Genomic DNA, 20685 nt, shown 5'->3' with positions numbered 1-20685 from the left:
CTTTATCAATGTTTTTACCCGAGAGGGCTGGGGTGAGGAACGTTTACCCCTCACCCTAGCCCTCTCCCCTAAGGGGAGAGGGAAGATACGCTGTTATTTGTTGAGGAGTGCCAGCACTTCTTCAACGCTTTCAGTCTGTGCCAGACGCTCGATGACGGACTCATCATCCAGCGCGTTGGTCAGGCTGGTAATCACCTGGATATGCTCGTTATTGCGAGCGGCGATACCAATCACCAGACGGGCAATGTCGTCTTCTTCTTCACCGAAGCGCACGCCATCAGGATACTGGCAGAACACCACGCCGGTTTTGAGCACGCGGTCTTTCGCTTCCACCGTACCGTGCGGCACCGCGATGGATTCGCCCAGGTAGGTTGGCGTCAGTTTTTCGCGTTCCAGCATCGCGTCGACATATTCAGGCTGAACGTAGCCGCCTTTAACCAGCTGCTCACCGGCAAAGCGAATTGCCTCTTCTTTGGTGGCTGCGGTACGACCGAGGAAGATGTTCTCAGCACCCAGCTTAAACAGGTGAGCATTGCTCTCGTCAAAGCTGTCCTGAAGGCTGGTTCGCACTTTCACTTCGTTGTCTTCGTGACGCTGTGCGGCCACCAGACGTTCAGTCAGGCTGGTGTACAGGCCGCTGTCGAGGAAGTTGGTCAGCGAAATATGCTGTGCCTGCGGTACCTGGCGCATGGCGCGTTCGGTCAGGTCACGGTGCGTAATCACCAGGTCAACATCCGGTGGCAGGCTGTTAATGGCGCTGTTGGTCACTGAGATATTGGTCAGGCCCGCATCCTGCACTTTCTTACGCAGCACGCCGGCACCCATTGCGCTGGAACCCATACCGGCATCACAGGCAACGATGATTTTACGCACGTGGCTCAGGTCGTTAGAAACATCACCCGCTGACAGCGGCGTTGCGCCTTTGGACTCGGCTTTCATGTCGTGCATACGACGGGTGGCCGCTTCGATATCGTCATCTTCTTTCACTTTGCTGGTTTTCAGCAGGATAGAAGCGACCACGAAGGAGACTGCCATTGCCGCACAGATAGCCGCGATGTTAGCAAAATAGGCACCTTTCGGCGTCATCGCCAGTACCGCCAGGATAGAGCCCGGAGACGCCGGAGAAACCAGACCACCGTTCAGCACGCTCAGAGTGAACACACCGGTCATACCGCCGAGGATAACGGCCAGGATCAGACGTGGGTTCATCAGCACGTACGGGAAGTAAATTTCGTGAATACCACCCAGGAAGTGAATGATAGCCGCACCGCCAGCAGACTGCTTCGCGCTGCCGCGACCAAAGAACATGTACGCCAGCAGAACGCCCATACCCGGACCCGGGTTCGCTTCAATCAGGAAGAAGATGGACTTGCCGAGGTCATGAGACTGCTGAATACCCAGCGGTGAGAAGATACCGTGGTTGATGGCGTTGTTCAGGAACAGGATTTTCGCCGGTTCAACAAAGATAGACGCCAGCGGCAGCATGTCGTGCGCCACCATGAAGTTAACGCCCGCCGCCAGAATCTTGGACAGGACTTCAACTGCCGGGCCAATGCCGAGGAACGCCAGAATTGCGAGGATCATCCCGATGATGCCCGCAGAGAAGTTGTTCACCAGCATCTCGAAGCCGGATTTGATTTTGCCATCAACCCAAACGTCGAATTTCTTAATCGCCCAGCCACCCAGAGGACCGGCGATCATCGCACCGAGGAACATCGGCATATCCGCACCGACGATAACACCCATGGTTGTGATGGCACCCACTACGCCACCACGGTCACCGCCCACCAGACGACCACCGGTATAACCGATGAGCAGCGGCAGCAGGTAAGTAATCATTGGGCCAACAAGTTTCGCCAGCGTTTCGTTAGGCAACCACCCTGTCGGAATGAATAATGCAGTGATGATACCCCACGCGATAAACGCGCCGATATTTGGCATCACCATATTGCTGAGGAAACGACCAAAGCTTTGAACTTTGATCTTGAAATCGGATGACATAAAACACCCCTTCTTCTGTTTACGCTTAGGCTTGCGGCCCGAGGTTTATTGTTAATGAGGCGGCAGAGGTAGCCGGGCCCTGTTCTGATGCTGTGAAATCTGGCACTGAATCGTTCAACTGTCCAGACGGCGAAAAATTGTGTGATCACAATCACGTAAATGCAGGGGGTGTGGCGGGAAATGAGGTGATCTTAATCACAAAATCACAGTCTAAAAAAAACACAATGGGGAGAAAATCGGCAAAACACCCCTGTTTTTGTGAGATGAATCACATTTAGTTGTCGCGGGTTTGTTTCTGAGTTGTGATTTAATTCACAAAAAATTTTTATACGGATTTCTCCGGCTGTGATCGGCGGCAAATTCTGCCTGACGAATGAGCGTCACGATGGTTCCGGGCAACACGCAAAGCTAAAAAACCACTTTTCATGTGTGCTATGGCGAAAAGCGAAAACGTGGATTACGCTCATAATGTAAGGTTAAGTATAATATTATTCAGGATATATTTTGACACGTTTATAAACTTGCATGGAGATATTATAAAAACCGATACTCCCCGGCTCTGAAATAACCAGTCTACCTTTTATGTTTAAAAATAAATTAATTAGGTTACGTACTGTTTTATTAATTTAATGAGTTGACGTTGTTTAAGTGAGGAGAATATGTTTCTCAACTATTTTGCGCTGGGCGTATTGATTTTTGTTTTTCTGGTTCTGTTTTACGGAATCATCGCCATTCATGACATCCCCTATAACATGGCCAAAAAGCGTAATCATCCCCATGCCGATGCAATCCACACGGCGGGCTGGATTAGCCTGTTTACGCTCCATGCCATCTGGCCGTTCCTGTGGATCTGGGCCACGCTGTACCGGGAAGATCGCGGTTGGGGCATGCAAAACCACATCACCAAACCTGATGAGGTGCCGGGTATGGATGCGCTGGCCAAACGCGTGGCCGAATTAGAACAAAAGCTGGCAGCGGTACAGCCCACTGCTGATACGAAAACGCTGGAGCGCTAATTATGGATCTGTTGATTATTTTGACCTACGTGGCGTTTGCCTGGGCGATTTTTAAAATATTCCGTATTCCGGTCAACCAGTGGACGCTCGCCACCGCCACATTAGGTGGGGTATTTATTGTGGCGGGCCTCATTTTATTAATGAACTATAACCACCCGTATACGTTTACGGCGCAAAAAGCGGTTATTTCCATTCCGATTACGCCGCAGGTGACCGGCGTGGTCAGCGAAGTCACTGATAAAAATAACCAGCTTATTAAAAAAGGCGAAGTGTTATTTAAACTTGACCCGGACCGCTATCAGGCACGGGTCGACAGACTGCAGGCCGACCTGGTGACCGCGACGCACAATATCGACGTGCTCAAAGCGCAACTGTCGGAAGCAGTAGCCAACACCACGCGCGTGTCCGCCGAGCGGGACCGTCTGTATAAAGATTACCAGCGCTATCTCAAAGGCAGCCAGGCGAAGGTAAACCCGTTCTCTGAGAGCGATATCGACAACGCGCGGCAGAACTATCTGGCTCAGGACGCGCTGGTAAAAGGCTCAGTGGCGGAACAGACGCAGATCAAAAGCCAGTTAGACAGCATGGTGAACGGCGAACAGTCGCAGATTGCCTCTTTACGCGCCCAGCTGGCCGAAGCCAAATACAACCTGGATCAGACCGTGGTACGTGCGCCGAGCAATGGCTACATCACCCAGGTGCTGATTCGCCCGGGAACGTATGCCGCCGCGCTGCCGCTGCGCCCGGTCATGGTCTTTATTCCTGAACAGAAACGCCAGATTGTGGCCCAGTTCCGTCAGAACTCGCTGCTGCGTCTGAAGCCGGGCGATGAAGCGGAAGTGGTGTTTAACGCCCTGCCGGGGCAGGTCTTCTCCGGCAAGCTCACCAGCATTCTGCCGGTGGTGCCAGGGGGCTCATATCAGGCGCAGGGGGCACTGCAATCGCTAACGGTAACACCGGGAACGGATGGCGTGCAGGCGCTGATAGAACTGGAGCCTAACGCCGACGTTGATGTGTTGCCGGACGGTATTTACGCGCAGGTGGCGGTCTATTCCGACCATTTCGCGCACGTCTCGGTGATGCGTAAAGTCCTGCTGCGCATGACCAGCTGGATGCACTATCTCTATCTTGATCATTAATCCTCGCCGGGCAGGAATGCGACATGCATACCTGCCCTTTTTTCAGCGCTTGATCCATACTGACTTTTTCTGGCATCAAGGATCAGGCAATGAAACTCATCGGCAGCTACACCAGTCCCTTCGTGCGAAAGATCTCGATTCTCCTGCTGGAGAAAGGGATTGAATTTGAATTCGTTAATGAACAGCCCTATAACGCCGAAAACGGCGTTGCGCAGTACAACCCGCTGGGGAAAGTCCCGGCGCTGGTAACGGACGAGGGCGAATACTGGTTTGATTCCCCGATTATCGCTGAGTACATCGAGCTGCTCGGCGTTGCGCCAGCCATGTTACCGGCAGATCCGAAGGCGGCCCTGGCAGTGAAGCAAATTGAAGCGCTGGCCGATGGCATCATGGATGCGGCGTTAACTTCCGTGCGCGAGCAGGCAAGGCCCGTTGCTCAGCAGTCTGAAACGGAGCTGCTGCGCCAGCGTGAGAAAATCAGCCGCAGCCTGGACAGGTGCGAGCAGCTCATCCAGGAGGGCAAAATAGCAACGGATAGCCTGAATCTGGCGACGATCGCTATCGCCTGCGCCATTGGTTATCTCAACTTTCGTCGCGTCTCTCCGGGCTGGTGCGTCGACCGTCCGCTGCTGGTGAAGCTCGCCGAAACGCTCTTCCAGCGCGAGAGCTTCGCCCGTACCGAACCGCCAAAGGCTTGACGCGGGTTATAACACTTCGCGTCAGGAGGCGGTACAATCCCTCCACATGTTAACTCCCTCTCCCGTCGGGAGGGGGGATGATATTTACTCGCCAGGCGCTTTCATGACTACTCATCACTCCCTGTACAGCCAGATCCCCGCTACCGACCGACTCCTTCGAGAACCCCTTATTCATTCCGCTGTCGAGCGGTTCGGCCATACCGCGACGGTTGAGATGTTACGTCTGCTTCAGGACGAGGCCCGGCGCCATATTCAGGCAGAAAATGCCTTGCCCGGCTGGTGCGTGGCGTGGGAGCAGGAGCTGGAACAGAGGCTGGTTGAGAAAGGGCAAAGCGCGTTGCGCCCGGTGATTAACCTGACGGGGACTGTCCTGCATACCAATCTCGGGCGTGCGCAGCAGGCGGAAGAGGCGGTAGATGCCGTAGCGCAGGCCATGCGTTCGCCTGTCACGCTGGAGTACGATCTCGACGGAGCAGGACGCGGGCATCGTGATCGGGCCCTGGCGGATCTGCTTTGTCAGCTCACCGGTGCTGAAGATGCCTGCATTGTGAATAACAACGCGGCGGCGGTCCTGTTGATGCTGGCAGCGACCGCCAGCGGCAAAGAGGTGGTCGTCTCGCGTGGCGAGCTGGTGGAGATTGGCGGCGCGTTTCGCATCCCGGACGTGATGCGCCAGGCGGGCTGTACCCTGCATGAAGTGGGTACCACTAACCGGACCCATGCGAAAGATTACCGTGCGGCGGTTAATGAAAACACCGCCCTGCTGATGAAGGTCCACACCAGTAATTATCATATCGAAGGGTTCACTAAAGCCGTTGAAGAGGCCGAGCTGTCGGCGATAGGCCAGGAGCTGAATGTGCCGGTCGTTGCCGATCTCGGCAGCGGCTCGCTGGTGGATCTGAGCCAGTATGGTCTGCCGAAAGAGCCGATGGTGCAGGAGATGATTGCGGCGGGCGTTAGCCTGGTCAGTTTTTCCGGTGATAAGCTGCTGGGCGGGCCGCAGGCCGGGATCATCGTCGGTAAGCGTGAATTGATTGCGAAACTGCAGCAGCATCCGCTGAAGCGCGCCCTGCGTGCCGATAAAATGACGCTTGCCGCGCTGGACGCGACACTGCGGCTCTATCTCCACCCGGAGAAACTGGCGGAACGCCTGCCAACGCTGCGTCTGTTAACGCGTGATGCCGCCTCGATTCGCGCGCAGGCCGAGTTACTGTTGCCCAATGTCGCGTCGCATTACGCCGATTTCGACGTGCGCATTGAGTCCTGCCAGTCGCAAATTGGCAGTGGCTCGTTACCGGTGGATCGGCTGCCCAGCGCGGCCCTGACCTTCACCCCGCGCGATGGCCGCGGCAGCAGGCTTGATGCGCTCTCTGCGCGCTGGCGTGCTCTGCCTACGCCGGTTATCGGGCGAATTTACGATGGCCGAATGTGGCTGGATCTACGCTGTCTTGAAGATGAAGAGCGATTTCTGGAGATGCTGTTGAAATGATTATTGCCACCGCCGGTCATGTTGACCACGGAAAAACCACCTTGTTGCAGGCCATCACGGGCGTGAATGCCGATCGCCTGCCGGAAGAGAAAAAGCGCGGTATGACCATCGATCTGGGTTATGCCTACTGGCCGCAGCCCGATGGCCGCGTGCTGGGCTTTATTGACGTCCCCGGACACGAAAAGTTTCTTTCCAACATGCTGGCGGGGGTCGGTGGTATTGACCATGCCCTGCTGGTGGTGGCCTGTGATGACGGCGTTATGGCGCAAACGCGTGAACACCTGGCGATCCTGCAGTTGACGGGCAACCCACAGCTAACCGTGGCGCTGACCAAAGCCGATCGTGTGGACGCGACGCGTATTAACGAGGTGCGCGAGGCGGTGCAGGCCACGTTGCGCGAATATGGCTTTACCGATGCTGCGCTGTTTGAAACAGTCGCCACAGAAGGGCGCGGGATCGACGCACTTCGCCACCATTTGCAGCAGCTTTCGTCGCGGGAACATGCCAGCCATCATCGCTTTCGTCTGGCCATCGACAGGGCGTTTACCGTTAAAGGTGCGGGTCTGGTGGTGACCGGTACCGCCCTGAGTGGTGAAGTGAAGGTGGGCGATACCGTATGGCTGACGGGTATTAACAAGCCGATGCGGGTGCGCGGGTTGCATGCACAAAACCAGCCCGTTGATCATGCCCATGCCGGGCAGCGTATCGCCCTCAATATTGCCGGCGATGCGGAGAAAGCGCAGCTAAACCGCGGCGACTGGCTGCTGTCTGAGGCGCCGCCAGAACCGTCTGAGCGGGTGATTGTCTTCCTGCAGACGCATATCCCGCTCAGTCAGTGGCAGCCGCTGCATATCCACCATGCGGCCAGCCATATCACCGGGCGCGTGTCGCTGCTGGAAAACGATCTCGCTGAACTGGTTTTCGATACGCCACTCTGGCTGGCAGATAATGACCGTCTGGTGCTGCGTGATATTTCGGCGCGAGAAACGCTGGCCGGGGCGCGGGTGGTGACGCTCAACCCGCCGCGGCGCGGGAAGCGTAAACCGGAGTATTTGCAGTGGCTGTCGGCACTGGCGCAGACCAGTAACGATAAGGCTGCGCTGGAGGTGCATCTTGAACGCGGTGCGGTGAACCTGACCGACTTCGCCTGGGCACGACAGCTCAGCAACGAAGGCCTCCTCCCGCTGACCCAGCAGCCGGGTTTTATCCAGGCCGGTAATAACCTGCTGAACGCGCCGGTTGCGGCGTGCTGGCAGCGAAAGGTGTTAAACACGCTTGCCACCTACCATGAACAGCATCAGGATGAACCTGGCCCGGGGCGCGAGCGCCTGCGTCGTATGGCGCTGCCAATGGAAGACGATGCGCTGGTGCTGTTGCTGATAGAAAACATGCGTGAAAGCGGCGTGATCAAAAGCCACCACGGCTGGCTGCATCTGCCGGATCACAAAGCCGGGTTCACCGCAGAGCAAGAGGCAATCTGGCAAAAAGCGGCCCCTCTGTTTGGCGATGAGCCCTGGTGGGTTCGCGATCTCGCCCGTGAAACGAATACCGACGAGCAGGTGATGCGCCAGGTATTGCGCCATGCCGCGCAGCAGGGGCTCATCGTTGCGATCGTGAAAGATCGTTATTACCGCAACGATCGTATCGTCGCGTTTGCCAGCCTGATCCGCGAACTGGATCAGGCGCGAGGCTCCACCTGTGCGGCTGATTTCCGCGATCGTCTGAACGTGGGGCGAAAGCTTGCCATTCAGATCCTGGAATATTTCAACCGCATCGGTTTTACCCGCCGTCGCGGTAACGACCATTTATTACGGGATTCGTTGCTCTTTCCAGAAACAGCGTGACCCCTGTCGTAAACACCACTCCCGGCTGGCGATAAAATCACCAGCCGGTACTACCCTTGTTGTACACCAACAGCAAGGAGACGGTCATGACAAACAATCCTCCCTCTTCACGCATTCAGCCAGGCGAGTACGGTTTCCCTCTCAAGCTAAAACCCCGTTATGACAACTTTATTGGCGGCGACTGGGTGGCACCCGTCGACGGCGAATACTATTCCAACCTGACCCCCGTCACCGGCCAGCCGCTGTGCGAGATAGCCAGCTCAGGCAAGCGCGATATCGATCTGGCGCTGGATGCGGCGCATAAAGCCAAAGATAAATGGGGACAGACTTCCGTGCAGGACAGGGCGGCGATCCTGTTCAAAATTGCCGACCGGATGGAGCAAAATCTTGAGCTGCTGGCGACGGCAGAAACCTGGGATAACGGCAAGCCGATCCGTGAAACGATGGCGGCCGATGTGCCGCTGGCGATTGACCACTTCCGCTATTTTGCCTCCTGTATTCGTGCTCAGGAGGGGGGAATCAGTGAAGTCGATAGCGACACCGTGGCGTATCACTTCCACGAGCCGCTGGGCGTGGTGGGGCAGATTATCCCGTGGAACTTCCCGTTGCTGATGGCGAGCTGGAAAATGGCGCCCGCGCTGGCGGCCGGGAACTGCATTGTGCTGAAACCGGCCCGCTTAACGCCGCTTTCAGTACTGCTGCTGATGGACATTATCGGTGACCTGCTGCCCCCGGGGGTGATTAACGTGGTCAACGGGGCCGGGGGGGAGATTGGGGAATATCTGGCGACCTCAAAACGCATCGCCAAAGTGGCGTTTACCGGCTCGACGGAAGTGGGTCAGCAGATTATGCAGTACGCCACCCAGAACATCATTCCGGTGACGCTGGAGCTGGGCGGAAAATCCCCGAACATCTTCTTCGAGGACGTAATGGCGGAAGAGGACGCCTTCTTCGATAAAGCGCTGGAAGGGTTTGCGCTGTTTGCCTTTAACCAGGGCGAAGTCTGCACCTGCCCAAGCCGCGCGCTGGTGCAGGAGTCCATCTATGAGCGCTTTATGGAACGGGCCATTCGCCGCGTGGAGTCGATCCGCAGCGGTAACCCGCTAGATAACGTGACGCAGATGGGCGCACAGGTGTCGCATGGACAGCTGGAAACCATCCTTAATTACATTGATATCGGCAAAAAAGAAGGGGCGGATGTCCTCACCGGTGGACGCCGTAAAGTGCTCGGTGGCGATCTGCAGGAAGGGTATTACCTTGAGCCGACCATTCTGTCTGGCAAAAACAATATGCGCGTTTTCCAGGAGGAAATTTTTGGACCGGTGCTGGCCGTGACCACCTTCAAAACGATGGAGGAGGCGCTGGAGATTGCCAACGATACGCCGTATGGCCTGGGGGCAGGCGTCTGGAGCCGCAACGGCAATCTGGCGTATAAAATGGGCCGGGGGATCCAGGCCGGACGCGTATGGACCAACTGTTATCACGCCTACCCGGCGCACGCGGCCTTTGGGGGCTATAAGCAGTCAGGCATCGGGCGTGAAACGCACAAAATGATGCTGGAGCATTATCAGCAGACGAAATGCCTGCTGGTCAGCTACTCCGATAAACCGCTGGGGCTGTTCTAGTCATCCAGCTCAGGCCGTCCGTGGGCGGCCTGAGCTATTTGCTGGCGAAGATTATTCAGGACGCCATCCAGAACATATTGCACGCGCCATGGCTGGTATTCACGCTTGCGGAAGATGGCCGTCAGATCCAGCCACCACTCTTCCTGATGCGGGAAGCAGGGAACCAGTGAACCGTTTTTTAACTCTTTTCTCAGGCTCTCTTTCGGCGCAAAGACGATACCGAGATTATTCCTCGCCAGCTCCAGGGCAGTTTGCGTATTGTCGCAAATATAATTCCCGGTAACCCGGTAATCCTGTACATCATCACTGCCATGAACGCGGAACCGCCAGATGTTAGCATCATCCACCAGCATGGAGTCGATTAGAATACAGGAGTGATGAATTAAATCTTCCGGGCCGTTTAACGGGTGCTGATTTAAATACTCCTCGGTCGCGAAGGCGGTAACGGAATATTGGGTTAATACACTTGCGACCAGACTTTCATCTTTCGGCTGAGCATAGGTAATTAAAATATCGCAGTCATCCGGAAAGGTCACCCCCTCAGAAAATTCATTGCGATCCAGATTGTATGTTTTCAGCGAAATACGAATATCGCCAATATCTTTTATCTGGTGGATCACATGACGAGAGAGATAGGTCACGATGCCTGTCGGGGCGTAAATCGTCACCTTTCCACGCTTTTCATGCTTATAATCGGCAATAAAATTAATAAGCTGACTATTTTTATCCAGCGTGGCGTTCACGTAAGGAAGCAAGGCCTCACCAAACTGCGTTAGCGCAAGCTGACGGGTGGTGCGCTCAAAGACCTTGAGACCGACTCGTGTTTCAAAATCAGAGAGATATTTACTGACGTTGGCCTGTGCCATGCCCAGCAGGGCGGCGGCGTCACCAATGCTGTGGGTAGCGGCGATGACGGAAATTATTTTTAATTCACGGGGTTTTAGTTGTAATTTATTCATCATGCCCACCCATCTATATGATTTTATATATAATATTATATAAACAGCGGCGTTGCATACGCAAATTTGTAACCATTATTATTCGCCTCGCTTGTTCGGCGTTTAAATGGATTACATGGAATGACTATTAAAAACAATTTACTCATCGCTGCCACGTTATTTGCGACCTCATCCGCAATGGCCGGTGACTTTTCACTTGGCGCGGGGGCTGTATTTAATGAGTCACCTTATAAAGGGTATAATGAAAATACCACCGCGGTTCCGTTAATTAGCTATGAAGGTGACCGATTCTATGTGCGCCAGACCACAGGTGGATGGATCCTGTGGAAAGACGAAAAAAATGAATTTAGCCTGACCGCGTCGTGGATGCCGCTGCATTTTGATCCCGACGATAACGACGACCCTCAGATGAAACATCTGGATGAGCGTAAAGCGTCTGCTTTCCTGGGTGGCGCCTATTACCGCCATGAAAACTGGGGTTCGCTGAAAATGGCCGTTTCCGGCGATGCGATGGATGAAAGCGGTGGCGTAGTCGGTGAGATTTCGTACTTCCGCCCCATCCGCATGGAACGCCTCACGCTGACGCCATCTGTGGGCATTTTCTACAGTGACGAGAGCTATAACGACTACTACTACGGGGTTTCCGGCAGCGAGTCTCGCCGCTCAGGTCTCAATGAATACACCGCCGGTGACAGCTGGACGCCATACGTGGGTTTGGCGGCAAAATATCAGTTAACCCAGAACCTGTTCCTTAACGCCAGCGCGGTTTATACCGTATTGCCTGACGACGTGAAGAACAGCCCGATGATCGACCGCGACGACAGCTTCGCGCTGATGACCGGGCTGAGCTGGCGCTTCTGATGCTGTAAAGCCGGGTGGCGGCTTCGCCTTACCCGGCGTTGTGATAGCGCCTGTATTTTGATCTGCAATTTACCTGTTCAGCCTTTCTTTTTGCGTTGCTCCTTCCTGTTCAGACAAAACCCGGCTGCGTTTGCATTTCCTTTCGTCTATTGTCATCTGCACCAGTAGCGATGGTGTGTATGATGTGTATAATCATGGAAGGATTGGAATGTGAAAAGTGCGGATGTCATTACTGTTCTGGTCAGGCATGGCTGGAAATGTGTAAGAACGAAAGGAAGCCATCATCAGTTTCGCCACCCAGTACATGCGGGGTTGGTGACCGTTCCACATCCCAAAAAGGACATAAAACCCGGCACCCTCGCGCAAATCTGGCGGCAGGCGGGAATCAAACACTGATATCAGGAGTAGTTATGTTTTATCCGGCTTACATTCATTCTGATCCCGACGGTAGCGCCAGCGGTTTTTTTCCTGACGTTCCTGGTTGTTTTTTTGCCGGCAATTCTCTGGATGATGCTTTTCAGGATGCACGTGATGCACTGACAGCTCACTTCGAAGCGCTATTTGAAATGGATGAAGAGTTACCTCTCCCTGGCAATGTTGAAGCACATCTTGAAGCCACACCGGGTGATTTTATCGGCGGACAATGGTTGCTTGTAGATATCAATATGAAGCAATTCGACGGTAAGGCCGAGCGTATCAATATCACCCTGCCTCGTCGATTGCTGGTGAAAATTGATTCTTTTGTGAATGAGCATCCGCAGTTTAGTAACCGAAGCGCTTTTCTTGCTGAGGCAGCGCGTCGCGTGCTGCCTTAACGATCCCTCTCCCGTGGGAGAGGGTTGGGGTGAGGGCATCAGGCCGCAGATATTCAGTCCTCATCCACCCAAATGCGCATTTCCCCTTCTCCCCGGTTAGCCCAGCTAAACCACGGAATAAAGGTCAACGTTTTGGGTTGACGTTGCACCGCAGGACGGTCGTACTGCCATAACGCCTCCGATCCCGCTTCTGCGGCGTCATGCGTGACACCTTCCGCCTGAATCAGCATCTTATGAGCGAAAATTCCTTTACCCTCGAAAACCCGGAATTCACTGTTGGCAGGCAGGGCAAGATTATGCAGGTTGGCGCCGTTGTCGGCTTCTTCCAGGCAGTAGACCAGCGGACCGCGCTGCAGCGCGACCTTTCCGGCCTGCTGACGAACCTGTGGGTGACCGTACACGCGGCGGACCGGCATCGGTAAGGTTAGCGTGAGCGTATCGCCCTCCTGCCAGCGACGGGTGAGGTGAAGATAGCCCCGTGATACCTCGCCCGTCATGCCTTCTCCGTTCAGCGACACGTGAGGATTTGCGCACCAGTCCGGCAGTCGCAGGGCCAGGGTGTGCGTCACCGGTACGGGCGAGGCGATCTCAATGTTGACCTCTTCCTGCCACGGATAATTACCGCTGATCCGCAGCTTAAGCGTCTCATCGCCCACAGGGAGGGTGACCTCATTCCCTACGTAGAGATTAATGAAAAGCGCATCCGGGCGAACGGTGTAAATGTAATGCCCCAGCGACGTCAGCACGCGGGCGATATTCGGCGGGCAACAGGCGCAGCCGAACCAGCGCTGACGAACCGGTTTGACGTGGTCATAGATGTGGTTAAAGGCCAGCGTCCTGGGGTGCACTTCCAGCGGGTTAACATAGAAGAAATGCTTACCGTCCAGCGCCATGCCGCCCAGCACCGTGTTGTACAGGGCGCGCTCCATCACGTCGGCGTAGCGGCTATCCGCTTCCATCTCCAGCATCCGACGGGCAAACATCATCAGGCCAATCGAGGCGCAGCTTTCGGCATACACCGTATCGTTGGGCAGATCGTAATCGCTGCTGAAGGCTTCACCGCTACTTTGCGAACCAATCCCGCCGGTAATGTACAACTGGCGCTGCGCCATGTTGTTCCACAGGCGTAAGCAGTCCTGACGTTTTGCGTCGTCTTTGCTCAGACGAGCCAGGTGTGCCATACCCGCCATCAGGTAGACAAAACGCACCGCATGGCCAATCGCTGTTTGTTGTTCAGCAAGCGGTTGATGCGCCTGGCTGTAAGCTTTGTCCTTGACCATCCATGCCGGGCCGTAGGTGTGCCAGTACGATGTTCTGCCGCGCTTCTCGTATTCGATATCATAGAAGTGAGGCTGCGTACCGCGCGCCTCGATGAAGTATTTCACCAGGTTCAGGTAGCGTGGCTCCTCAGTAACGTCGTACAGCCGCATCAGCGCCAGCTCGATTTCCGGGTGGCCCGGATAGCCGTGAAGCTGGCCTTCCCGGGGGCCGAAAACGGTGTCGATATGATCTGCCAGTTTACACACCACCTCCAGCAGTCGGCGTTTTCCGGTGCCCTGAAAATACGCCACGCCAGCTTCGATCATATGCCCCGCGCAGTAAAGCTCGTGGCACTCGGCCAGATTTGTCCAGCGTTCGTCGGGCGCTTTGACGGTGAAGTACGTATTGAGATAACCATCTTCACACTGCGCCGCGGCGATCAGTTCAATCACCTCATCGGCGGTTTTTTCCAGTTCAGCATCGGGTTTCTGACACAGCGACCACGCCACGGCTTCCAGCCATTTCGCCACGTCACTGTCCTGAAATACCATGCCGTAGAACTCACCTTCTTCAAGACCTGCCGCAATGCGGAAGTTGGTGATGGCATGACTGGGCTCGGCTTCTGCCACGCGATCGTTGAGCGCATCCCACTGATAGGGGATGACCACATCACGCACCAGCCGCTGATACTGGCCAAGAAACGGATCGTTGATTTTCAGGTTATGCAGGTCGGCTTCCATTATGGACATCACGTTCTCCTCAGGACGGTACATGACGCTGGCGCAAATCGGTGGCAATGCGCGACATCATCGGATTGTTGAGTCTGCACCAGCGGATTGAGACCGCCAGCAGCAGGTGGAAAAGGGCAGGGAGCAGCGTCTCCATGGCGGTAATGCCCTGCAGCGAGGCGGGCGTCTGGTTACCCGCTCCCGGCTGATAGGCGACGGCGATAAACACCAGGCTGATGATCCCGGCGCTGGAGGCCCACGCCAGCTTGATGAAAAACAGGTTGAAGGCGAAGTTCATGCCCGACGATCGCACGCCGGTCTTCCACTCGCCGTAGTCGTCGGCAAAAGCCATCAGCGAGAAGTGCAGCGGCAGGGTAAAGCCCAGGATGACGCCGTTACTCAGAATTACGATCAGCCAGAGCGTCTGATGCGCCGGGCCGCCGGGCAGGAACCACATGCCAGCCGCGATCGCGGCGAGCACCAGGTTGGTGTAGTAGTAGAGTTTGACCGTATCAACACGGCGAGAGAGGGGGCTGACGATCACCGCCCCAAGGATCGCTGCGAAGGTCACCATGGTGAAAAACAGCGAGGTGTAGGCGGTGCTGCCCTGAAGCACATAGGTGATGAAGTACATGTATCCGCCACCACGGATATTGAAGACGTTGATCAGCAAAAACGACATCACCAGCATCAGCAGCAGCTGGTCATTTTTACGCAGCCCTGCCAGGTGTTCGCGCAGGGTGAATTTACCCATCAGCGCCAGTGGGACGCGTTCACGGACCCAGAAGAAGCAGCAGAGAAACATCACCACAGCGAGGGTGCACAGGACGCCAACGCCCAGCTGATAACCCCGGGCGGCGTTGCCTTGCCCCAGCGCTGCCACCAGCCACGGCAGGCCGACGGAGACCAAAAATCCCGCAACGCCGCACAGCACAAAGCGCCATGACTGGCAGGAAATGACCTCGCTGTGGCGGGTGGTCATGGTGTTGATCAGCGCGCAGTAGGGCACGTTGATGGCGGTATAGCCGACGGACAGCAGCAGGTAGGTGCCGAATGCCCACGCAATCTTCACGCCCATGCTGGCTTCAGGTACGGTGAAGGTCAGCACGCCGATGATGCCAATAGGGAATGCCACCCACAGCTGCCAGGGACGAAAGCGCCCCCATCGGCTTTGGGTGCGGTCGGCAATCACGCCCATGACAGGGTCAGAAATCGCGTCAAATACGCGCAGGGCAATAAACAGCGTGCCGACAAGCGCCGGGGTCAGGCCAAAAATATCGGTATAGAAAAAGGTCAGGAAATTCATTATCAGGCAGGTAATGACCGTGCCGCCCGCGTCGCCCAGGCCGTAGCCAATTTTTTCGCGAACGGACAAACGTTCTTCTCTTACCCGTTGTGCAACGTCAGACTCGGTAATCGGTGTGGAAGTCATGAGATAACTCCTCGGTAATCGATTTTTATCGTATTTGTGCAAGGTACCTCATTCATTCTGCACTGAACGCAAAGGGCAACAAGGGAAGGGAAAAGTATAAAAAGATGACGATTCCGACCTGATGAAGAAAGTGTGAGTTTGATCGGGCAGCTATAACGTTAATTGTTAATAATCAATGGATAAGTCAATTAAATGCGGCAATAAAAGCGGAATGGTGAATATCCATGCTCGAATTATCCATAGCGCTTCCGATTAAAGTGCAAAACGGCGGATTGTTTATTTCGCGGGGCGTGGGTCGCCACCCGGCGCGTAAATTAACGTCGTGGGAAATCATTTTCGTCGAAAAGGGGACATTAACGATCCAGGAGGAGAACCGTCTTTTTGAGGTGAAGGCGGGGGAGAGTTTATTGCTCTGGCCGAAGCGGCGGCATGTGGGTACAGAAGATTTTCCGGCCGATCTGCGATTTTACTGGCTGCATTTTGAGGTGAAACCTGGGCCTTCTGCTTTGCCGGAGGCTTCTCCGCTGACCATTGAACAACATTGCTGCGTGAGGGATGTCCCGTCGGTGATTGCGCTTTTTCGCCAGTTCCTCAGCGAGCAGGAAAAATTACAGCGCAGCGTAGCGCTGGAAATGCTTTTGCTACTGATTTTGCAGCAAATATCCCTCTCAGCAGGGTATGAGGACCGCCCCGATGAGGCCGGTGCAGCTCTGGCCTGGAAGGCAAAACAGCTTATTCGCACGCAGTTTCATTTACCGCTCTCCACCTCGCTGCTGGCAAAATCTCTGCACTGTAATGCCGATTACCTCGGGCGCGTGTTTCGTCGGACATTTCATTTAACCCTGACGGGGGCGATTCATCGCCAGCGCGTCAGGGCGGCAGAAAAAATGCTGCTGAATGACTCAGCGTCATTAACGGAAGTGGCCACCCGCTGCGGTTTTAACGACGTGGGGTACTTCCGGCAGATATTTTCGAAGCATACCGGGTTAACACCCGCCGTCTGGAAACGGCGGTACTGTAAGGAACACATTAATTCCGGTTGATCACTGCCCGTAATAGGCATGCGCACCGTGCTTGCGCAGATAATGTTTGTCGAGCAGTTCCTGCTGCATAACCGGAAGCTGCGGCGCAAGCTGGCGCGAAAACAGGCCCATGTACGCGCACTCTTCCAGCACCACGGCGTTGTGTACCGCATCGGCGGCATCTTTACCCCAGGCGAACGGGCCGTGGGAGTGCACCAGCACTGCCGGGATCTGCATGGGGCTGATGTCGCGCTCTTCAAAGGTTTTGATGATCACTTCACCGGTCTGATACTCGTAGTCTCCTGCGATCTCCGCCGTGGTCATCCGCCGCGTGCAGGGGATCGCGCCGTAGAAGTAGTCCGCGTGCGTCGTGCCCCATGCGGGCAGATCCTGACCTGCCTGAGACCAGATGGTGGCATGGCGGGAATGGGTATGGACGATGCCGCCAATCTCCGGGTAGCGACGGTACAGCGCAAGATGGGTAGGCGTGTCTGACGACGGTTTCATGCTGCCCTCGACCACCTCACCGGTGGCGATATTCACCAGCACCATATCCTCCGCCGTCATCACGTCATACTCCACGCCGGACGGTTTGATCACCATCAGACCGCTGTCGCGATCCACCGCGCTGACGTTACCCCAGGTGAAGGTCACCAGCTGGTGGGCGGGCAGTGCCAGGTTGGCTGCCAGCACCTCGGCTTTGAGTTGTTCTAACATGTCATGCCTCCTTCCTGCATACGGGCTTCAATCCAGCGGCGCGCCTGGATAATCTCCAGCACCGGCTCTTTTGCTTTTTCGGTCCACATTTCAATCAGAAACGCGCCGCGGTAGTTCAGCTTATTGAGGGTATTAAACACGCCAACGAAATCGACGCAGCCCTCGCCAAACGGCACGTCGCGGAACTGTCCTGGGCTTTGTGCCGTGACGGGCTGGGTATCTTTCAGGTGAATTGCCGCGATGCGGTCAATGCCCAGCGTCAGTTCGGCGGCCACATCGTTACCCCACGCGCTGAGGTTGCCGACATCCGGGTAAACGCTAAACCACGGCGAGGCCAGCATCTCGTCCCACTTTTTCCATTTGCTGATGGAGTTCATAAACGCGGTGTCCATGATCTCAACGGCCACCATCACCTGCGCGGCGGCGGCCTGCTCGACTGCCCATGCCAGCCCTTCGGCGAAGCGTTGCCGGGTGCCTTCATCATGCTCTTCGTAATACACGTCATACCCGGCCAGCTGGATGGTGCGAATACCCAAATCACGCGCCAGTTTAATGGCGCTGGACATGATCTCCCGGGCGCGGGTGCGGACGGTTTCGTCCCGGCTGCCAAACGGGTAGCGGCGGTGGGCAGACAGGCACATGGAGGGGATCGACACACCGGTCTCCAGCATCGCTTCCACCAGCGATGCACGCTGTGTGGTGCTCCACGCCAGGCGCGACAGGCGTTCGTCCGTTTCATCTACCGACATTTCAACAAAATCAAAGCCACAGCTTTTTGCCAGCACCAGGCGCTCCGGCCAGGTGAGAGATTTCGGCAGCGCTTTTTCGTAAATACCTAACGGATGCTGACGCATGATTACGCTCCCCAGATGTCGCGGATTTGCGAATGGAAGGCCTCGGCCACCTGCGGTGGATTGGCAGCGCCTGCCAGTGCGCGACCGGCGATAAAGGCTTTGACGTTGATCTGCTTAAACAGCGGCAGGTCGGCCGGGGTGATGCCGCCGGTGACGGACAGCTGCAAACCAATGTCGGAGAGCGCCTTCATTCGGGCGAGATCTGCCTCACCCCACTGCTGACCGCTGGCCTGCGCGTCGCGTCCCCGGTGGTAGATAGCCTGCTTCACGCCGATGCGGTGCCAGGCGCGGGCATCATCCAGCGTCCAGTTGCCAAACAGCTCCATCTGAATTTCCCCACCGCAACGCAGCGCCACCGCGTGACCTTTTTCAACCGTGGCCAGCGGCGCGGCGCAGATGATGGTCATCCAGTTCGCACCTGCGCCAAACACCTGCTCTGCCAGCGTTTCTCCGGCATCGGCCACCTTCCAGTCCGCCACGAGGGTTTTCCCTGGACACTGCTCGCGCAACGCACGCACGGCGTTAAGCCCTTCGGTCAGACATAAAATGGTGCCCGCTTCGATAATATCGACGTGATCGGAAAGCCTGGCGACATCGCGCTGGGCAGCCTGAAGTGAGGTGTGGTCGAGCGCCAGCTGCAGTAATGGTCGGCTCATAGGTCGTGCTCCTTAACACGGGCGTGATAACCCTGTAGTGCTGAAATCAGTAACTGGTAGCGCTGATACTTGCGCTGATAGGCCGCATGGGCGTGCATGTCGGGTTCAATGACCCGAATGTCGTGTCTGAGCGCGCACTGCGCTGCGTAAAAATCGGGATAAACGCCGGTGCCGACCAGGGCGGCCAGCGCCGCGCCGGAACAGCCAGTCTCTTCCACCTGCGGGAGCGCAATCGCCAGACCGCTGACATCCGCCAGCATCTGCATCCATACGTCAGAGTGGGTCGGGCCGCCGGTGACGCGCAGTGCCTGTACGTCGGTAAAGCGTTCGAGCATGCGGTTTAGATGGGTCATATGGCTGAACACCACGCCTTCGTAAACTGCCTGTAAAAGATGCGCGCGAGTATGCAGCGCCTGCATGCCGTAGAAACCGCTCGTCATCTCCAGCCCGGCGTTGCTGCCATAGAGAAACGGCAGAAATAACAGATCGCTTTCGGCTTTCGGCAGGCTGGCCACGGCGCGGTTGATCTCACTGAAAGACATTTCTCCCCACTGGGCGGTCAACCACTCAAGGTTGCCGGAAGAGGTGGGGCTGGCTTCGTGGACAATGTACTGCTGCGGGTGGACGTAACGCCCATAGACATAGGGATGCGGTTCGTCGTCCCGAAGCGCATTGGCAATCCCGCTGGTGACGGCCCAGGTGCCCATGACGGCGTTCAGCGTATGTTCGTCGTGCAGTCCGGCACAGATCGCGGTGGAAACCACATCAAACAGCCCACCAACGACGGGGGTTCCCGCCGCGAGACCGGTAAGTGCGGCAGCCTGAGCGGTGATTTCCCCGCAGATTTCTGCTGAACCGACAACGGGTGGCAGAGCGTTGTCGATTTCACTGATACCCAGCCAGCGCGTGAGCTGCGGATCGTACTCGCCGGTGTTCATGTTGTAGAGATTGGATTCAGAGATGTTGCTCTCTTCGCAGCCTTTTACGCCGGTGAGGCACCAGCGCAGGTAGTCGTGCGCCATCATCACGCAGCCAATCTGCTGATAGCGTTGTGGCTCATTCTCTTTGACCCAGCGCAGAAGAGAGGCCGGATGCCCGGTCCAGAGCGTCTGTCGCGTGTGCGGATAGAGTTTTTCGGGAATACCGTCCTGCTGCCAGCGCTGCACGATGTCCAGTGCCCGACGGTCTGAGGAGAGCATCGCATTGCCCAGAGGACGATCCTGTTTATCGAGAAGAAACAGCCCCTTGCCCTGCGCTGAAATGCCCACGCCTTTGATCTGCTCGCCGCTAACCCGGGCGTTGTTGAGCAGAAGAGCGACGGTAGTGTGACACTGCTGCCACAGCTGGTTCATGTCCCGCTCCGCATAGCCTGCTCGCGGGCTGAGCGTGGCAACCGTGCGGCGTTCAATACAGACCTCTTTGCCCTCGCGGGTGTATAAACCGGCTTTCAGATAAGTACCGCCACAATCGATACCCAGCCAGAAGGGTTCTTTTTCAATCATCGTCATCTCACTTTTTGCCGGGTGGCGCTACGCTTACCCGGCCTACCGTTCGGTTTTCTCCCTCTCC

The 20685-nt window shown here is 56.1% G+C and carries 18 protein-coding genes; 10 read left to right on the top strand and 8 right to left on the bottom strand.

Annotated elements, in window-relative coordinates; translation table 11 throughout:
- Positions 1-93 precede the first annotated feature (93 nt).
- Complete coding sequence (locus AC2FAK_RS18960) at positions 94-2001, bottom strand: PTS mannitol transporter subunit IICBA (RefSeq protein ID WP_020686515.1); 1908 nt, start codon at positions 1999-2001, stop codon at positions 94-96.
- 659 nt (positions 2002-2660) lie between these two features.
- Between AC2FAK_RS18960 and AC2FAK_RS18955 the strand changes: the two genes are divergently transcribed.
- The 6 genes from AC2FAK_RS18955 (at position 2661) to exaC (ending at position 9812) form a co-directional block, all read left to right on the top strand.
- Entirely contained in the window at positions 2661-3017 is a 357-nt protein-coding gene (locus AC2FAK_RS18955) for a DUF3302 domain-containing protein (protein ID WP_013094935.1), read from the top strand.
- 2 nt (positions 3018-3019) lie between these two features.
- Positions 3020-4156, top strand: a complete 1137-nt coding sequence (locus AC2FAK_RS18950) for an HlyD family secretion protein (RefSeq protein WP_095455542.1) — start codon at positions 3020-3022, stop codon at positions 4154-4156.
- Positions 4157-4245: 89 nt separating this feature from the next.
- A complete protein-coding gene (locus AC2FAK_RS18945) occupies positions 4246-4854 on the top strand; it encodes a glutathione S-transferase (protein ID WP_013094937.1) in 609 nt (202 codons plus the stop codon).
- A 103-nt stretch (positions 4855-4957) separates the two neighbouring features.
- A complete protein-coding gene (selA, locus tag AC2FAK_RS18940; RefSeq protein WP_058681625.1) occupies positions 4958-6343 on the top strand; it encodes an L-seryl-tRNA(Sec) selenium transferase in 1386 nt (461 codons plus the stop codon).
- Positions 6340-8187, top strand: a complete 1848-nt coding sequence (gene selB / locus AC2FAK_RS18935) for a selenocysteine-specific translation elongation factor (RefSeq protein WP_058681626.1) — start codon at positions 6340-6342, stop codon at positions 8185-8187. Before selA ends, selB begins: the two co-directional genes overlap by 4 nt.
- A gap of 86 nt (positions 8188-8273) precedes the next feature.
- Positions 8274-9812 carry an acetaldehyde dehydrogenase ExaC gene (gene exaC / locus AC2FAK_RS18930; RefSeq protein ID WP_020686520.1) on the top strand — a complete coding sequence of 513 codons (1539 nt, stop codon included), beginning with the start codon at positions 8274-8276 and terminating at the stop codon, positions 9810-9812.
- On the opposite strand, the gene AC2FAK_RS18925 is transcribed toward exaC, so the two are convergent.
- A complete protein-coding gene (locus tag AC2FAK_RS18925; protein WP_061771396.1) occupies positions 9809-10774 on the bottom strand; it encodes a LysR family transcriptional regulator in 966 nt (321 codons plus the stop codon). The two genes, exaC and AC2FAK_RS18925, sit on opposite strands and share 4 nt — an antisense overlap.
- A gap of 117 nt (positions 10775-10891) precedes the next feature.
- Here AC2FAK_RS18925 and AC2FAK_RS18920 point away from each other — a divergent pair, with 117 nt between their 5' ends.
- The 3 genes from AC2FAK_RS18920 (at position 10892) to AC2FAK_RS18910 (ending at position 12447) form a co-directional block, all read left to right on the top strand.
- A complete protein-coding gene (locus tag AC2FAK_RS18920) occupies positions 10892-11632 on the top strand; it encodes a MipA/OmpV family protein (protein WP_095455544.1) in 741 nt (246 codons plus the stop codon).
- Positions 11633-11842: 210 nt separating this feature from the next.
- Positions 11843-12028, top strand: coding sequence for a type II toxin-antitoxin system HicA family toxin (locus AC2FAK_RS18915; RefSeq protein ID WP_071843252.1), 186 nt, complete (start codon positions 11843-11845; stop codon positions 12026-12028).
- Positions 12029-12042: 14 nt separating this feature from the next.
- On the top strand, positions 12043-12447 hold the full coding sequence (locus AC2FAK_RS18910) for a type II toxin-antitoxin system HicB family antitoxin (RefSeq protein ID WP_013094943.1): 405 nt from the start codon (positions 12043-12045) through the stop codon (positions 12445-12447).
- A gap of 53 nt (positions 12448-12500) precedes the next feature.
- On the opposite strand, the gene AC2FAK_RS18905 is transcribed toward AC2FAK_RS18910, so the two are convergent.
- Both AC2FAK_RS18905 and AC2FAK_RS18900 read right to left on the bottom strand, forming a co-directional pair.
- A complete protein-coding gene (locus AC2FAK_RS18905) occupies positions 12501-14456 on the bottom strand; it encodes a glycoside hydrolase family 127 protein (RefSeq protein WP_058681628.1) in 1956 nt (651 codons plus the stop codon).
- A 10-nt stretch (positions 14457-14466) separates the two neighbouring features.
- Positions 14467-15867: an MFS transporter gene (locus AC2FAK_RS18900; protein ID WP_038982539.1), complete on the bottom strand. Its 1401-nt coding sequence runs from the start codon at positions 15865-15867 to the stop codon at positions 14467-14469.
- A 224-nt stretch (positions 15868-16091) separates the two neighbouring features.
- Between AC2FAK_RS18900 and AC2FAK_RS18895 the strand changes: the two genes are divergently transcribed.
- Entirely contained in the window at positions 16092-16910 is an 819-nt protein-coding gene (locus AC2FAK_RS18895; protein WP_062935104.1) for a helix-turn-helix domain-containing protein, read from the top strand.
- On the opposite strand, the gene araD is transcribed toward AC2FAK_RS18895, so the two are convergent.
- The 4 genes from araD to AC2FAK_RS18875 are packed head-to-tail and all read right to left on the bottom strand — an operon-like array spanning position 16911 to position 20618.
- Positions 16911-17606 (bottom strand): L-ribulose-5-phosphate 4-epimerase, encoded by a 696-nt coding sequence (araD, locus tag AC2FAK_RS18890; protein WP_095455545.1) that lies wholly within the window; start codon positions 17604-17606, stop codon positions 16911-16913.
- The gene (locus AC2FAK_RS18885; RefSeq protein WP_046888974.1) at positions 17600-18460 is read right to left on the bottom strand and encodes an L-ribulose-5-phosphate 3-epimerase; all 861 of its coding nucleotides are present in this window, start codon (positions 18458-18460) and stop codon (positions 17600-17602) included. Before AC2FAK_RS18885 ends, araD begins: the two co-directional genes overlap by 7 nt.
- 2 nt (positions 18461-18462) lie before the next feature.
- Positions 18463-19116, bottom strand: coding sequence for a 3-keto-L-gulonate-6-phosphate decarboxylase UlaD (ulaD, locus tag AC2FAK_RS18880; RefSeq protein ID WP_095455546.1), 654 nt, complete (start codon positions 19114-19116; stop codon positions 18463-18465).
- Positions 19113-20618 carry an FGGY-family carbohydrate kinase gene (locus AC2FAK_RS18875; protein WP_095455556.1) on the bottom strand — a complete coding sequence of 502 codons (1506 nt, stop codon included), beginning with the start codon at positions 20616-20618 and terminating at the stop codon, positions 19113-19115. Before AC2FAK_RS18875 ends, ulaD begins: the two co-directional genes overlap by 4 nt.
- Positions 20619-20685 lie beyond the last annotated feature (67 nt).

It is taken from the genome of Enterobacter cloacae complex sp. 394F7, assembly GCF_057320385.1.
Note: the sequence above shows the minus strand (reverse complement) of the source record. Positions and strands in the feature narration are given on the sequence as shown.